Source organism: Bacteroides congonensis, assembly GCF_900130125.1.
Taxonomy (GTDB): Bacteria; Bacteroidota; Bacteroidia; order Bacteroidales; family Bacteroidaceae; genus Bacteroides; species Bacteroides congonensis.
The window spans coordinates 372579-389250 of record NZ_FQXY01000007.1 but is presented as its reverse complement, the minus strand read 5'-3'; the positions used below and the strand labels follow the sequence as shown (position 1 = coordinate 389250).

Here is a 16672-nt window from a genome sequence, read left to right as displayed (position 1 = left end):
ATAGCCACAGATATGCAAGCATACGTTTTGTTTTTTATTATGAATTAGGGATGTATGTGTTGAATCGTAGAATGTTTCAACGGGGCAAAGATAATAATTTTTTTTGGTTTCATGAACAATCAACCATTTTTTTCCACGTAAAAGTGTATCTTTGCTATATAAAAGAAAATAGTATGACAGTAAATGAAGCTTATTTAATTTATTTTTCGCCTACACACACATCAAAACAAATAGCGGAGGCGATTGTTCACGGAACGGGCATAAAAAATATTCTTCCCGTAAATGTCACTCAACAGAGTGCTGAGGAAATCGTAATCCCCACATCTGCATTGGCTGTTATTGTAGTTCCTGTATATGGCGGACATGTTGCTCCTTTGGCAATGGAGCGTTTGCAGAATATTCGCGGACTGGATACCCCTACTGTCTTAGTCGTGGTTTATGGAAACCGCGCTTATGAAAAAGCTTTGATGGAACTGGACGCTTTTGCCGTTCCTCACGGATTGAAAGTGATTGCTGGGGCGACTTTTATTGGAGAGCACTCTTACAGCACCGAAAAGCATCCGATTGCCGCCGGACGCCCTAATGACGCCGACTTGGCTTTCGCTACGGATTTTGGAACAAAAATAATAGAAAAAATACAGACTGCCGATAGTATGGATACTCTTTATCCGGTAGATGTACGTGCCATCAGACGTCCGGCCCAACCCTTCTTCCCTTTGTTCCGTTTTTTGAGGAAGGTTATAAAGCTCCGCAAAAGCGGCACGCCACTTCCCCGTACTCCTTGGGTGGAGGATGAAAGTATGTGTACTCATTGCGGACTGTGTGTGGTGCATTGTCCGGTAGGAGCCATTACCAAAGGGAATGAATTGCATACGGATGAAACCAAATGTATCAAATGTTGTGCCTGCGTGAAAGTCTGCACCAAGAAGGCAAGGGTATATGATACTCCTTTTGCTACATTACTGTCTGATTGCTTCAAGAAACAGAAACTTCCTCAAACTATTGTATAGATAACGACACGTCGGGTCGTTTCATCAATACGAAAGCGGTTGTCTGTCCGTTCGCCTATCAACCACGCAATGCGTTCTCCGCAACAGAGTACCCACTGGCGTTCTTTTTGGCTGATAGAAAATTTGCGGTCGGTCAGATAATCGCTTACTTTTTTCTTTCCTTTCATTCCGAAAGGGATAAAGGTATCGCCAGTCCGCCATTTCCGATAAGAGATTGTTTCGTCCAGTTTGTCTGCGTCGAAACAGGCAGTTCCCTTTTTTCGTGGAATCTGAAAGTCCGAAGTATATTCTTTTTCTTCTTTGATGATTTGAAAAGGGAGTTCTTCTTTATCTTCCGACTGAATTTTTTCTAATAAAAGAAACTCCCTGTCTTTAATCACTCTCCATTCTTTACTGCTGAACTGCTTTCCCGATTGTCCGTGAAGTGAATGGACGATGTCTTTGATTTGTGCGGAGTTGAATCCCAATGGATGTAGTATTTCAAATAAAAGTGCTTCGGGTGCCGGTTCTTTTACTAATTCGCAGATTCGGATACCTTCTGTTGTGGCTATTCTCGTTTTGGCTTCTTCTATATACCTATTATATATAGTAGCCACATCACTCAGGTAATTGCTGGTTTCTATCAGGCTGTTTTTTACGGATGGATTAATGGTCTGCATGAGCGGAAGAAGGTTGAGCCGGATTTTGTTACGGGTATATTCGTCTTCCAGATTAGTGCTGTCTGTCACATAATCCTGTCCGATGCTTTGCAGGTATCGCATGATTTCTTCCCTGTTGATACAAAGTAACGGGCGTACGATAACTCCATTGCGGGGGCGGATTCCCAATAATCCGGTGATACCTGTTCCTCGGATCAGGTTCAGCAGTATCGTCTCCACACTGTCATCCTGATGATGGGCAACTGCTACGACATCGGCACGGCATTGGTTTCTTATTTCTTCAAACCAGTTGTAGCGTAGTTCACGGGCTGCCATCTCGATGGAGATATGTTTTTCGGCAGCGTATCGGGTAGTGTCAAAATCAATTGTATGCAGATGGATTCCATATTTCTTGCATAGTTGGCGGACGAACTGCTCGTCGCGGTTTGATTCTTCGCCGCGCAGATGGAAATTGCAATGCGCCGCTTCACAAGGATAACCTGCCGCATGAAGGATGCATAGCAATGCCACCGAGTCGGCGCCGCCGCTCAATGCGATCAGGATTTTACTGCCGGAAGAAAATAAATCCTCTTTTTCTATATACTGTTTAATCCGTTGTTGTATCATATTCTGCAAAGATAATAGTTTATTAAAGTATCTCAAGTGAATGACCGTTGTTTTTAGTTGCAGGCAGTGTCTTGGAATACGAAAAAGCTTGTTATTTAAAAACAATCTAAATAATTTGCATGCTCCGAAGTTATGAATTATCTTTGCCGAAAATTTTGAGAGTTATGCGTTTGTCCGAATTAAAAACAGGCGAAAAAGGTGTCATCGTTAAGGTATTGGGGCACGGTGGTTTTCGTAAACGTATTGTGGAGATGGGTTTTATCAAAGGTAAGACGGTTGAAGTACTGTTGAACGCTCCACTAAAGGATCCCATTAAATATAAAGTCCTGGGTTATGAAATATCCCTTCGTCGTCAGGAAGCTGAGATGATTGAAGTAGTCAGTGAAGAGGAAGCTAAAAAACTGGCTGAAGAGGCTATTTATCATGAAGGACTGCCTGAAGATATATCTGTAAAAGAAGAAGAGATGAAACGATTGGCGTTAGGTAAACGCCGTACCATCAATGTTGCCTTGGTCGGAAACCCGAACAGTGGCAAGACTTCTTTGTTTAACCTGGCTTCCGGTGCTCACGAGCATGTCGGAAATTATAGTGGCGTGACCGTAGATGCCAAAGAAGGTTATTTCGATTTTGAAGGTTATCATTTTCGCATTGTCGATTTGCCGGGAACCTATTCTTTGTCTGCATATACACCGGAAGAGATTTATGTCCGCCGTCATATTATCGACGAAACCCCGGATGTGATTATTAATGTGGTCGACTCTTCGAACCTCGAACGGAATTTATATCTGACTACCCAACTAATTGACATGAATGTCCGTATGGTCGTGGCTCTGAACATTTACGATGAACTGGAAGCCAGTGGAAACACATTGGATTACCATTTGTTGAGCAAATTGTTCGGAGTTCCGATGTTGCCTACGGTAAGTAAGAAAAATCGTGGATTGGATACTCTGTTTCATGTTGTCATTAATCTCTATGAAGGAGTCGACTTCTTTGATAAACAAGGGAATATGAACCCGGAAGTGCTCAAGGATTTGACCGAATGGCATGATTCTTTGGAAGATCGGAAACACCATGAAGAGGAACACTTGGAAGACTATGTGCGTGAACATAAGAAAACCGGACGTGTGTTCCGCCATATTCATATCAATCATGGGCCTGATTTGGAGAAAGCCATTGAAGCGGTAAAGGAGGAGGTTTCCAAGAACGAATTTATCCGCCATAAATATTCCACCCGTTTCCTGTCTATCAAATTATTGGAGAACGATCCGGATATAGAGAGCTTTGTGCGCACTTTGCCGAATGCGGAAAATATTCTCAGTATTCGTGATAAAATGGCTAAACGTGTTCAGGGCACGATGAATGAAGATTGTGAATCTGCTATTACGGATGCAAAATATGGTTTTATCAGTGGTGCTTTGAAAGAGACATTTACAGATAATCATTTGGAGCAAGCGCAGACTACAAAAGTGTTGGATGCTATCGTTACTCATCGTATCTGGGGGTATCCCATCTTTTTCCTTTTCATGTATCTGATGTTTGAGGGCACGTTTGTGCTTGGGGAATATCCGATGATGGGAATTGAATGGCTAGTGGAACAGATTGGTGATTTGATACGTAATAATATGTCCGAAGGGCCGTTGAAGGATATGCTGGTTGACGGTATTGTCGGTGGAGTAGGGGGAGTCATTGTCTTCTTGCCGAATATTCTTATTCTGTATTTCTGTATTTCGTTAATGGAGGATTCAGGATATATGGCACGTGCTGCGTTTATTATGGATAAGATTATGCATAAGATGGGGTTGCACGGAAAGTCATTTATTCCGTTGATTATGGGATTCGGATGCAATGTGCCTGCAATCATGGCTTCCCGTACGATTGAGAACCGGAAGAGCCGCCTTATTACGATGTTGGTTAATCCGTTGATGTCCTGCAGTGCGCGTCTGCCTATTTATTTATTGCTGGTAGGGGCTTTCTTTCCGAACAATGCCAGTCTGGTGTTGTTAAGTATTTATGCGATTGGAATATTGCTGGCTGTGTTATTGGCACGTTTGTTCAGTAAGTTTCTGGTGAAAGGGGATGATACTCCGTTTGTGATGGAGCTTCCGCCTTACCGGATGCCGACAGCAAAGTCGATCTTCCGCCATACATGGGAGAAAGGGGCACAGTACTTGAAGAAGATGGGAGGAATTATAATGATTGCTTCTATTATCATTTGGTTTTTGGGTTATTATCCGAATCATGATGCCTATGAGACGGTAGCTGAACAACAGGAAAATTCATATATAGGTCAGCTTGGCCGTGCAATAGAGCCGGTGATAGCGCCCATGGGATTTGACTGGAAGTTGGGTATCGGCTTGATTTCGGGAGTAGGAGCGAAAGAATTGGTTGTAAGTACTTTGGGAGTTCTGTATGTGGATGATCCGGAAGCTGACGAAGCTAGTTTGGCGGAGCGGATACCGATAACTCCATTGGCTGCTTTCTGTTATATGTTGTTTGTGCTGATTTACTTCCCGTGTATTGCGGCATTGGCAGCTATCAAGCAGGAATCCGGCAGTTGGAAATGGGCTCTCTTCGCTGCCGGTTACACGACGGGATTAGCCTGGCTTGTTTCATTCGCGGTTTATCAGATTGGAGGACTATTTGTATGAATAATTGGCAGGAATGGGTAGTCGGAGTACTGATTGTACTCTGCATTGCCCGAGTCATATACGGAATTTATGTTTTTTTTCGTCGTACGCGGGAAAGCGCTAATCCTTGCGACAGTTGTGTAAGTGGCTGTGAACTAAAGGATATGATGGAGAAGAAACGGAACGAATGCAGTGTAAAGAAAAAAAGTACAAAGAAAAATTGCTGCGGATAGTTGGTAATTTCAAAATTTGTACTACCTTTGCAACCGCAAACGAGAAATAACGGTTCCTTGGATGAGTGGCTTAGTCAGCGGTCTGCAAAACCGTGTACGGCGGTTCGAATCCGCCAGGAACCTCTAAAGCCAAAGAAGGATTAGAATGAAAATTTCTAATCCTTCTGTTTTTTAAGTACTTACGTCCTCTGTGGTGGAAGGATTGGAAGAAGAAATTTCGGCTCAGTCTGAAAATTTGGGGGATTTGGTTAAAATATCTACTTTTGCATCATGAAAACTCCTTCTCAATCCATAGCTTTAATTGATGCCCTAAGCTTGTTCTTACCTTCGGGCTTACTTGATTATTTTACGCTTGTTGACAGTATTTCTCAAGATACCTGTTTTATCCTTTATTTGGAAGAGAAAGCTGTTATCCCTGATGAATATTCCGACCTTCATCTTCATTCCAAAGGCTTCTTTCCCGAGATTGAAGTACAAGATTTCCCTATCCGTGGAAAAGCAGTTTATTTGCGTATCAAACGTCGTCGTTGGGAAGAGCCTACAACAGGACAGACCTATAGTCGTGACTGGACTTTGGTAGCCTCCGGCACTCGCATTACAGCAGAGTTCGGAGCATTTTTAAAAGAATTACTTAGACAATCATGCCGTTAGCTGCCAAAGCGTAGCTGAACATTATTGTATGGATGGTAAACAGCTTCAGAGTCAATACAAAGAACATTTAAGTGATTATAAAGACTGGGAACAAAAAGAGCATGCCCAAGATTATATTCTTTATCCCAAGAATGTCGGCTATCGTCTTTGTATAGACGAGACAGCCCTAAGCAAGGGAGAGCTTTACACAATCATTATCAATAAGGACAAACATGGAAGAAAAGGTTCTATTGTGGCAGTCATTAAGGGGACTAAAGCGGAAGACGTTATAGCTGTACTGATGTTGATTCCGGAAGATATACGCCGGCAAGTCAAGGAAATCACTTTGGACATGGCCGCAAGCATGTATAAAATCGCCAGATAATCAAGGAAGAAAACAAGCGGATGAAAGAAGCACGAAAGAGAGGAATTGATTATGAACCGGAAGTATTTGAGAATGGGGATACAATCAAACAACTCCTGGCCAGAAGTAGATATCTTCTTTTTAAATCACCTGATAAATGGACCAAAAGTCAGAAGATTAGAGCAGAAATTTTATTTAAACAGTTTGAGGATATCAAGCATGTATACTACTATTCACTCCAGTTAGGAAAGATATTCTCGGCTACTTATGACAAGGATGTGGCAAGAGCCAAACTCGCGTTATGGTACAATAAAATAGAAGAATATGGATATGACACATTTTCCACTGTGGCTAATTCCATTGAAAACCATTATGAAAGAATATTGAACTTCTTTGTGAACAGAAGTACGAATGCGGAGGCAGAAGCATTTAATGCCAAAATAAAGGCATTTAGAGCATCATTTAGAGGGGTAGTAGACAGAAAGTTTTTCCTATTTAGGTTAGCCAAAGTATATGCATGAGGGAATTAACACTAGTTAATCCCCCAAGATTTACAACTGAGCCGAAATTTCATAGTTTTCAGCTTTTGTTTTACAATTGTTTTACAGTAAAACAGCGAAGAATTGTAATGAAAGCTACGATTAAGATTGAGTTGCGCAAAGACTACGCAACCAAAGAAGGCAAACAAATGGTTTGTCTGCGTTACACTGCTTACCGTCGTTCTACTCTTATTAGTATGAACATAGCAGTCTACCCTAAGCATTGGAACAAGGTATCGAATACAGTACGTGGTTCTGAACCTCGTTGTTACTACTATAACAAAGCCATCAGTGAAGTATATCAGAAGGCAGATACGATAGTAATGGAGAACTTCTTTACCCCATTGTCTATCCCTCAATTCTTGGAACGCCTGAAAGATAAGCATCACGGCAATACGGATTTCTATGTTTTCATAGAGAATGAGATAGAGCAGCTAAAGCAATCCCGTGCAGTTGGAACGATTTCCAACTATTACAAGCTAATCAATACCATGAAGGAGTGGAAACCTACCCTTTCTTTTGGCGAGATTACTTTGGACTTTATCCAGCAGTTCCACAATCACGAATTGGAAGTTGGTAATATTCTTTCTACTGTTTATAAGAAGCACTCTAACTTGAAATTTCTGATTGGTATCGCTGTTGATAAGGAAAAGCTGGCAAAGAACCCTTATGAAAAGTTTGAAATCAAAAAGAATATCAAGGCTCAAAATAGCGATGTACTTACAGAAGAAGAGCTTAAAAAGCTGCAAGCGGTGTACGATAAGAAAGAATACAGCAAAGGGAAACAGGAGGTACTAAGAGAGTTCTTGTTTAGCTGCTATACCAACCTATCACAGTAGCAGCAAGGAAAGAAAAAGAAAGGTAATTGAATAGTTATCAGCAAACTATGTCTTTCGATGGCTTCGGCTGTCCGATGCCGGAATTGTCGAAAAATGCAAAGTAGCGCAGCCTTTCCGCTTCTATAACGTTACCCATTTGGAACGATGCAAAACAAGGCAATTTGACGGCTTTGATTGGCTGGCTATAACGCTGTATGTCTAAGGTTTACATTGCTCAAATAACTCACAAAGAACGTAATTTTACCAACTTAAAATGTGAGTGTTATGAGTGACGAATTAAAAGTCTCCTTTTACCTGAAACGGGAAGGAAAAAGCGGATTGGCATCAACCAATCCGAATGAAGTTTATCCGATTGTCGGAAAAATCATCATCGGGAAAAGCATTGCCCAATTCGGTTCAAAACTGAAAATCGAAGAAAGCCTTTGGGACGTCAAATCGGGGCGGGCAACAGGGAAAAGCCGCAAGGCTACCCAACTTAACCGAGAGATTAATAAAATTAATCTCTCTATACACGCGCATTACAAGGACATTCTAAAGCGGACGGGAAAGGTAACCGCTTCGGAAGTGAAGAACGCCTTTCAGGGCATGGCATCAGTACAAAAAACGTTGCTTGTGTTTTTCGAAGAAATCATGCAGGAATTTCATGCGAGAATCGGAATCGACAGGTCTGCATCGACTTACCCGAAGTATAAGAACGCTTACAAGCAAATGAAACGCTTCATTCTTGCGAAGTACAAGGTTCAGGATATTCCGCTGAATCAGTTAGACCTGCCTTTTATCGAAGCCTTCGATTTTCATTTGCGGGTCGAACGGAAAATGACGGATGAATCGGTGGCAACGGTTATTTTTCTGCTATTTAAAGCGGTACGTTTAGCCCTGCATCGGAATTTGATAACTTACCCGCCGTTCTTGGGTTTCAAAGTCAAAAAGCCTGAATTTCAAATCCGTTCACTGACGAAAGAAGAATTTGAACGGCTTATATCCACGCCGTTGGAATCGCAAAGCCAGTGCTTTATCCGTGATTTGTTTGTCTTCGCCGCTTTCACGGGCATTTCCTACGTGGATTTGAAAAAACTTACTTGGAAAGATATTGTTACCGAAGAAGACGATAGCCTTTGGATTTCCATGTCGCGCCAAAAGACGGGCATTCCGTTCCATGTAAAACTGTTGGATATTCCCGTAAAGATTTTGGAAAAGTACAGAGGCTTGGCAAAGGAAAATCTTGTTTTTCCCGTATTGGGGCAAGGCAGAATCAACTATGCCCTAAAAATTATCGCCCGACATTGCAGGATTGATAAAGCGATTTCCTTCCATCAAAGCCGGCATACCTTCGCTTCCCAATTGTGCCTGTCGCAAGGCGTTCCAATAGAAAGTGTCAGCCGTATGATGGGGCATCGTAATATTCAAACTACCCAACGATACGCCCGTGTCAATAACGAGAAAATCGGAAACGATATGAAAGCGTTGTCCAAACGGCTTGCCAACAAATTCTCCTATGTCCAACAATCAAAGTAACATCACTATGCAAATCAATAGAAGCACCTTCGGAATACTGTTCTACCTCAATACGAGTAAAACGAAAAAATCGGGTAAATGTCCGATAGTCGGACGGATAACTGTTGACGGCAAAAGTACGACATTCAGCACGGGGCTTGATGTTTTACCCGAACAATGGGATGCCAAATCGGGATTGGCGGTCGGTAAATCCAAAGAAGTAAACGGTATTAATCAGGAAATAGAGAAGTATCGGACAGAAACTGAGGAACATTACAAAACCCTTGTAAGCGACAACGGCTATGTAACTGCTGAAGCCTTGAAAAACGCCTTACGGGGCATCGGGCTTAACCAAAATACCGTCATGCAGGAATATGTTAGTTTGGTAGAAGAAAAACGGAAAAGTATCGGAATCCGAATCGAGGCAAGTACCTATCCCGTTTATCCTACGGCATTGAGCCATTTTAAAGACTTTCTACGGGAAAAATACGGTGTCGATGATGTTCCGTTCGGGAAAGTCGATGTTGCCATGATAGAAGCCTTAGCCTACTACCTGAAAATAGATTTGCGGATGACGCCCCGCACGGTAAAAACGAACATGGTTCCTTTCCGTACGATTGTCAAACGGGCGTTCCATAAGGGAATGATACGGCAAGACCCGTTTTTCGATTACGTTCCCGAAAGAATCATGCCTAAACGCCCGTGGCTAACCAATGACGAAATAACGCGGTTGATGAAAGTAATCACCAAACATGCCACGTGGAATTTTACCCGCGATATGTTCATTTTTTCGACCTTCACGGGTATTACGTTCGTTGACTTGGAAAACCTGAAACATACGAATATTCATACGATGGAAGACGGCAGCCTTTGGATTGTGTTGAACCGACAGAAGACGGGAACGGCTTCGTACATTCCATTATTGGATATTCCGAAGCAGATTCTTGATAGGTATAAGGATTCGGAATTTGCAGGAACGAATGGAAAGGTTTTCAAACTGCAACACCATGTTTGTGTGAACTGGCAATTGAAACGGCTTGCCAAAGCGGCGGGTATTGATAAACGACTGACGTTCCACATGAGCCGTTTTACGTTCGCCACAACTGTTTGCCTGACACAAGGCGTGCCGATTGAATCGCTTAGCCAAATGATGGGGCATTTATCTATTAAGACCACCCAAATTTATGCAGAGGTTACCAAAACGAAGATAGACGAGGATATGACGAATCTGGCAAAGACTATAGAGGGCAAATATGATTTATCGGATGCTCCGACAAAGAAACGGATTCGGAAGGTAGTATTTGCCAACGAATAGGATAAAAATAGCGGCAAGACCAAATATCTTGCCGCTTGTTGAAATGAAGTTCGCTCCTATTTCTGATACGGGTTTACTGGATTTTCATATCAACCAAAGACGATATGTCGAAAAACTCCAAGACGAATCCGTCTTTTATGATGATAGGTACAAAAATGTCTCTATTTAGTTGATTTTAAACTAAAACTTCCTCACAAATGGGAGGCAGTCTGATTTTATATTTAACTTTGCAGTTTCCAAGTTAACAGCTGTTTTGACAGAAAATTGGAACTATTTATATATTGATTAAACATATTATCATGACAGACCATCAACTTAAAGAGAGCATAAAGCACTTTATAAATTCATATACACATCAAGCATATAGTCGCCACATTGATAAAGATGTTACAGAAACTGATTTATTATGGGATTCATCTCGTTTTTGGGCTCATATCATTCATAAATCTGTGCCAATGCGGGAGAAAATGACACACAAAGAATTTTTGGATTACAAACAACAGTACGAAGCCCAAAACAATATTATTATAGATAGTGATGCGTTATTTGATAGATTTTGGTTGCGAAATATTCTGGGATTTATTGAAGTCCCGGACGGAATACGCCGTTTATGCTACACATTCGAAGAAATTTCAAAATCAAAGGAAGAATTAGATTTTTTAGATTTCCTTTATTATAGTTTACCCAAAGGCAGTAAGAAGATAGCAAAAATCGACATTGAAAGTAAACTTTCAGAATATAACACAATAAATAATACGACTATAACTGCCGATGTCATTTGTGAACGGTTTGAAATAAAGAATGATACCATAGAGCTGAGTAACTATGAATACTATTATGCCCCATTCTTAACCTATTGGCAAGATTTTCAGTTCCTATTTTCCTTAGATGAGCAATACAGAAAAGAACCGAAAGGGTTACAGATTTCACAATCTAATTTTTGTTCGATACATGCTACGTTTAGCCAATTGTATCCATATATGCCATCAATTGATTCTCTGCTTGAACAAAGAGTGGTTAGTTTTGAATCAGAATCGAATTCATATCTTATTAATTTCTACAATACGGAAATTAAATATTTTGATTTGAGTGATAAGATATGTGGATTCTTTTGGGAACTACTATCCAATGATATTTCTTTTTCGAATGATAAAGAACGTATTTTAAATTATTTGTCAAAAATTCTTTATTGGGAGAATTCTTCAGAAGGCTTATGCTATTGCTCAGAAAATGCAAAAAAACGTTTTCTGGATGCCGCGTTCCAAATTGTTAAAGAAGAATCAGATTTGGATGGAGTAAAAAATGAGTTAAAAAAGGTGCAGGTAGATTCATATCATATTCATGGGATTTATGAAATAGTATCAGATAAAATAGAAAACAATTACCCCCTTAGAAATTCGGATTTATTTGAATTGTATGAAAGTGTATATGAATTAGAACATAACGCGCATATTACGTTCCTTCATGACCAAGGGTCAAGGAATTGGATATTTTATTTATTACGAATAATTGTGATGTTTGATTTTGAGGTAGAAACAGACAACATAGATGATGGTGATAAAACTATTTATCACTATAACAGAATAACACAATTGCTGAAGGGTAGTAAAAACAAGCCATCATTACTGGGGCAGATTGTTAATACTATTGCTCATCGGAGAAGAGATATTATACCTTATTTGCTAACTGATATTGAATTTGTTTCTTTATGCTTTCAAATTATTGATGAATTTCAATTTTTGGAAGACGAACAAGATACTCTTCGAAATAAGCTATGGGGAAAATGTTTAGAATTAGGGTTAATGACTATACGTTCCCACTTTAATGATAAAATTGCATCTATATTGATATTTCAAATTTTCCGACAAATCAACAAACATAAGTATGACAATCCGAATAACCGCCACTCCGAAATACGAGACAACAATAGAGAAAGACCCCTATTAGATTTGATAGAAAAAAGCACATTAAATAATCGTTTTTACGGATTTCGGACTAATGATGATTACCTCTTTCCCCATTTGTTTGAAGACTTAACAGGACTTTTTGTAAACTTCGAAGAGAAAAATATATATAACAATGGAGTTGTTAAGTTACCCTTATTAAAACTTGATGGCTTGGCTTGGTTGATGAGGTGTTCTACATATTGGAGGTACAAAGAGCAGCTGGGGGAATTTAATGTTCAGGGATTATCTCAGGAATTTTATGATATTTATATTGATTGTATCGAAATAAACAATGTGGAGAGATACAATTTTGGAGATAAGAAGTTGGAGATGTCGATTCCCATTTGGGCTGAAAAGAATGAAAGAACAAGTGTTGTTGACTGGCTTTATCCTGTATGGTTCCTTTATAAAAATCGATTGTTGAATAAATTTCTTGAACCAGAGTTTATATTTGAAAATCAAGATAATTATTTTAATCAGCAGAATCATTTTACGGCGGAAAAACTGAGAAGTCATATAGGAATTTTGCTGCAAATCCATAAGAAATTAGTTTTACCGGTTATTCCTCATAGCCTGAAAAAAGAAATTCTCAATAAAATAAGGAGGCGTATTGAGGATAAAATCATTAGCTATATAGATGATAATTCAAATAACATCCCAGAAGAAGGAAAGATTGATATATTTGATTATCAGCAGGAATGGAAATTTCAATCATCAGGAAATGAGGCATTGTTACCCCAAATTGCGCAAGCTATTAATTATTTCAATGATAAAGATGGTCTAATCAAAATAATTATAAGTACAAATGATATAATTAAGATACTGACTTTCGCAGAATATATAACATCTGAAACCATTAAACAAAGGTTAATAGACAGAGTTCAGCAATCAGACGTAAGTTTATTTTTAAAAAGTTCCAATTGGATTCCAGAAATCCAAACTACTTTATCAAAATTAATTCAATATCCAGAATTAATATCCCAAATAGAAGAAGCCATATCTTTTTGGGAAAAAGAAGTTACGTCGAAAAAGAATAAAAAAAGAGAATACCAGAAATTTCTTTATCAAGCCAAACTTCTTCTGGCATATTTCAAGGAAGATGAACAAAGTCTAAATGACATTTCTTTGCCGGACGATGACGGGCCTACTGTTATCGGAGAAATTTCAGATAATGAATCGAAAATTTTTTATCGAGCATTGATAAGGTTAAAAGACAATCCTTCCGATTCATATAAGATTTTTGACAGTCTTTCCAAAATGCATCCTAAATATGTGAATATTGCTTTAAATAGAATGGCTGCAAAGATAAAAATGGCTGATAAAGATGGAAATATTGATTACTATAACGAAGCTTTAGAAGAATGGGAAGAATATGTAAACGTACATGGCAAAGATGTTGATGAAAACAAATTAGGAGACACGTTTATCGCTAATAAAATGTTGATTTATTTTAAAACCCAGCAATATGAAATGGTAAATAGAATTTATTCTAATTTAGATATGTTATCCCAGATGAAGCCTGAAATTCTAAGGATGAACATTGATGCCTTTGTTGCATTAGGGAAATCCGCGGAAGCCTCTATTTTGCAAAAAGAAGCTGAGGCATATCACAAAGCGACTTTTAGTGGTGATTTAGAAGAAGTAAAGAAGATAAAGAGCCCAATTAAAGAGGGTAATATTATTGAAGAATTGAAGTCACACTATCACAAAATATTTTCTAACAATCCTGATAAGCTTATTAAAATTTTCCCGGAAAATCTCAATGGAAAAACTATAATAAATGAATTTGTGACCAAAGAGATAGCTTTAGCAGCGAGTAAGATGCTTGATAAGATAATGGCTATTGATAAAATAGAAGGGGAAAATAAATATAATGACATTATCGAATTAGTTGTTGATTCAAGAATAAATCCTTGGGGTTGGAATGTTGGTGGACAATCAAGAGGAGGTTTTTCTAACCCTAAGGATAAAGGTACTCCTAAAGAACCTGGAGAACGTGATTTACCAATCATGGATATTAACAAATCACCGTTCTGTATATGCGAAGCTTTTGTTTATAGAGATAAACCACAATCAATAGACCATGTTCAGAAAATATTTAATTACTACCATCAACATAAGAATCTGATAATTTTGATTTATAATCTAAATCATGATAATTTTGAAAATAATTGGGCTGAATACATTACGGAAATTGTTCCAAAAGCATCTTACCCCAATGACTGTGACTTCAAGTCTATAAATGACGCAACAAGCCTGTTTGAGTATGAAAACTCAGCAATAAAAATTGCTCAATCTAATCATGGTAAAGATATTACAATGCATCATATTTTTGTAAATATTGACTATAGAAATAAACGCTGATTCGACATATTCGAATCAGCATTTAGCAATTAAATTAATGGCAGTTACTTTCCAACAGTTTCAGAATCTCCGACTGTGGATATAGTATCTTCCCTTTAATCCTGATAAACGGTATTTTACCCGTGTCCCGCCAATCCTGTAATGTACGGGGGCTGATGTGCAACATTTGACAAACATCTTTATTCGTCAGGTACTTTTCACCGTTCAGGTGCGGTGTACGGTTTTTCAGAGCTTGCCCGATGGTGTCTAATAGCTCGTCCATAACCATGAAGAACGAAGAAATTTCGTTTGATTTATTATCCAGTATTTCCATATCCGTTTTCTGTTTAATTACGCATATAATCGCCCAATGACGATAGTTTGTAAGCATTCGGTAAACCACGTTGCAAATATTGTGAATTAGTTCCGAATCGGTGCTATTCGTAGTTAATTCGGAACTAATAGTATCTATTCGGAACAAGTTTGATTGGATTTTGCCCAATTACGTGGTAGAAGTTCTGTCATATCCTTTTTATCCCTTTCATAATATGGGATTTTACTCAGGACATCTTCCATCCAGATTCTAGGGTCTACTTCTGCAGACTTGCAGGTGGCTATCAGAGAGTACACGATGGCAGCCCTGTATGCGGATGCGTCGTTGCCGCAGAACAGATAGTTCTTTCTTCCCAAAGCCAAAGGTCTTATGACATTTTCTATGCGGTTGTCATCAATTTCTATTCTTCCATCGTTTACGTATCTGGAAAGCCTGGGAAGAAGCGCGTACGTATATTCGATAGCTTTACCCATGCGGCTTTTAGGAAGCACTCTAAGATAAGCATCCTGCAGCCACTTTTCAAATTCAAGTATCAGCGGATAGGCCTCACGAATACGTTTTTCCTTACGCTCTTCAGCTGTGAGTCCGGCTTCACCGGCATCAGACTCTACCTTGTACAGCCTACCGATGTAATGAATCGCCTGTGTGGCCAGCGTCCTGTTTTCTTCCAGGGCATCCACGTACTTCCTTCTGACATGTGCCCAACAGCCGACCAGAGTGATTCCTTTCATCTGCTCAAACTGTTCGTAAGCTGCATAGCCATCGCATTGCACAATGCCATGGTAGCATCCCAGCAGTTCACGGGCTACCATACCCGAACGGCTGCCACGGTCATAATGGAACATGACGTCTCCCGTGATGCCGTCGCGCACGCACCACTCATACCCCTTTTTCGCTTTATGTTTCTCATTGTCCATCACAGGAATGACACTCTCGTCCACTTGTATATAATCACTGGAGAGTATCTTCTGTTTGAGCAGGTTGTACAGCAGCTTGAGTTTCTCCACCGCCATTTCATACCATCCGCACATGGTAGATTCGCTTATGCTAATTCCTGATTCGCGATACTGCTGTATCAGACGGTAGAACGGGAGATGATACATGAACTTGCCGATGATAATGTCTGTCAGAACCGAGGAGTCTGCCATACATTTGCTGACCGGAACAAGAGGTAGCGGGTGAATCAGAATCTGCCTTTCCTCGGGGTATTTCTCCATATCGGATTTACTTATCACTTTGTGACGGACGGTCTTCAGAATATATACTTTTGCCGGAACACGTTCCAGGCGTGAACTCTCTTCCTTTCCGATTTCAATGAAATCATCCTTAAGCCTGCCTTCCTCGTCTGTTGTCCCTTCGGGGTAAAGATCAATAATCTCTACAGGCAGTGAGGAAGTGTCCAGAGACTTGCGGACCGGTTTTTCCTTTACTTTTATAGTTCTGGTGATTTCTTCTTCACTCTTGCGGACTTCCTCCTCAAGCCGGGATATTTCCATGGAGGACATTGCTTCCTTTGAGAACAGAAACAGCTGGTTGGGATCAAGCGGAAGACTCTTCTCGCTCATCCGGCCAAAGACTTTTTTCCGGAGCCAGTACAGGGATTGTTCCAGCGAGGAAACCCTGCTGATAAGCGCCGCTTTATCCTGACGGAGCTTCTCAATTTCTTCCAATAAGGCTTTTTCCTGTTCTTCTGTAAGCATCTGCATCTCATTGTTTCACAATGTAAATAT

The 16672-nt window shown here is 39.8% G+C and carries 13 protein-coding genes and 1 tRNA gene; 11 read left to right on the top strand and 3 right to left on the bottom strand.

Translation table 11 applies throughout. The features are described 5' to 3' along the window. The first annotated feature begins 173 nt into the window (after window positions 1-173). The gene (locus tag BQ7997_RS02990; RefSeq protein ID WP_022136774.1) at window positions 174-1010 is read left to right on the top strand and encodes a 4Fe-4S binding protein; all 837 of its coding nucleotides are present in this window, start codon (window positions 174-176) and stop codon (window positions 1008-1010) included. Here BQ7997_RS02990 and tilS read toward each other — a convergent pair. Further along, window positions 995-2275 (bottom strand): tRNA lysidine(34) synthetase TilS, encoded by a 1281-nt coding sequence (tilS, locus tag BQ7997_RS02985; RefSeq protein ID WP_073343384.1) that lies wholly within the window; start codon window positions 2273-2275, stop codon window positions 995-997. The two genes, BQ7997_RS02990 and tilS, sit on opposite strands and share 16 nt — an antisense overlap. A 164-nt stretch (window positions 2276-2439) precedes the next feature. On the opposite strand from tilS, the gene feoB reads away from it, so the two are divergent. The 10 genes from feoB (at window position 2440) to BQ7997_RS02935 (ending at window position 14629) form a co-directional block, all read left to right on the top strand. Further along, the gene (gene feoB / locus BQ7997_RS02980; RefSeq protein WP_073343598.1) at window positions 2440-4926 is read left to right on the top strand and encodes a ferrous iron transport protein B; all 2487 of its coding nucleotides are present in this window, start codon (window positions 2440-2442) and stop codon (window positions 4924-4926) included. Then, window positions 4923-5138, top strand: coding sequence for a hypothetical protein (locus BQ7997_RS02975; protein ID WP_044657127.1), 216 nt, complete (start codon window positions 4923-4925; stop codon window positions 5136-5138). The genes feoB and BQ7997_RS02975 overlap by 4 nt, the downstream gene beginning before the upstream one ends. Before the next feature lie 51 nt (window positions 5139-5189). After that, window positions 5190-5261, top strand: a tRNA-Cys gene (locus BQ7997_RS02970). 147 nt (window positions 5262-5408) lie between these two features. Next, window positions 5409-5789 carry an ISAon1 family transposase N-terminal region protein gene (locus BQ7997_RS02965; RefSeq protein ID WP_022136870.1) on the top strand — a complete coding sequence of 127 codons (381 nt, stop codon included), beginning with the start codon at window positions 5409-5411 and terminating at the stop codon, window positions 5787-5789. A 28-nt stretch (window positions 5790-5817) separates the two neighbouring features. Then, complete coding sequence (locus BQ7997_RS26215; RefSeq protein ID WP_073343381.1) at window positions 5818-6153, top strand: transposase; 336 nt, start codon at window positions 5818-5820, stop codon at window positions 6151-6153. 20 nt (window positions 6154-6173) lie between these two features. Continuing rightward, window positions 6174-6653 (top strand): transposase, encoded by a 480-nt coding sequence (locus tag BQ7997_RS26210; protein WP_073343378.1) that lies wholly within the window; start codon window positions 6174-6176, stop codon window positions 6651-6653. Window positions 6654-6760: 107 nt separating this feature from the next. Then, a complete protein-coding gene (locus tag BQ7997_RS02950) occupies window positions 6761-7510 on the top strand; it encodes a phage integrase SAM-like domain and Arm DNA-binding domain-containing protein (protein ID WP_022136779.1) in 750 nt (249 codons plus the stop codon). A 264-nt stretch (window positions 7511-7774) separates the two neighbouring features. Further along, window positions 7775-9025 carry a site-specific integrase gene (locus BQ7997_RS02945; RefSeq protein ID WP_073343375.1) on the top strand — a complete coding sequence of 417 codons (1251 nt, stop codon included), beginning with the start codon at window positions 7775-7777 and terminating at the stop codon, window positions 9023-9025. Between the two features lie 7 nt (window positions 9026-9032). Beyond that, window positions 9033-10319, top strand: a complete 1287-nt coding sequence (locus tag BQ7997_RS02940) for a site-specific integrase (protein ID WP_022136781.1) — start codon at window positions 9033-9035, stop codon at window positions 10317-10319. A 299-nt stretch (window positions 10320-10618) separates the two neighbouring features. Beyond that, the gene (locus BQ7997_RS02935; protein WP_022136782.1) at window positions 10619-14629 is read left to right on the top strand and encodes a hypothetical protein; all 4011 of its coding nucleotides are present in this window, start codon (window positions 10619-10621) and stop codon (window positions 14627-14629) included. 34 nt (window positions 14630-14663) lie between these two features. On the opposite strand, the gene BQ7997_RS02930 is transcribed toward BQ7997_RS02935, so the two are convergent. Next, window positions 14664-14942 carry a helix-turn-helix domain-containing protein gene (locus BQ7997_RS02930; RefSeq protein WP_073343372.1) on the bottom strand — a complete coding sequence of 93 codons (279 nt, stop codon included), beginning with the start codon at window positions 14940-14942 and terminating at the stop codon, window positions 14664-14666. 134 nt (window positions 14943-15076) lie between these two features. Beyond that, complete coding sequence (tnpC, locus tag BQ7997_RS02925) at window positions 15077-16642, bottom strand: IS66 family transposase (protein WP_159436740.1); 1566 nt, start codon at window positions 16640-16642, stop codon at window positions 15077-15079. Window positions 16643-16672: the final 30 nt, after the last annotated feature.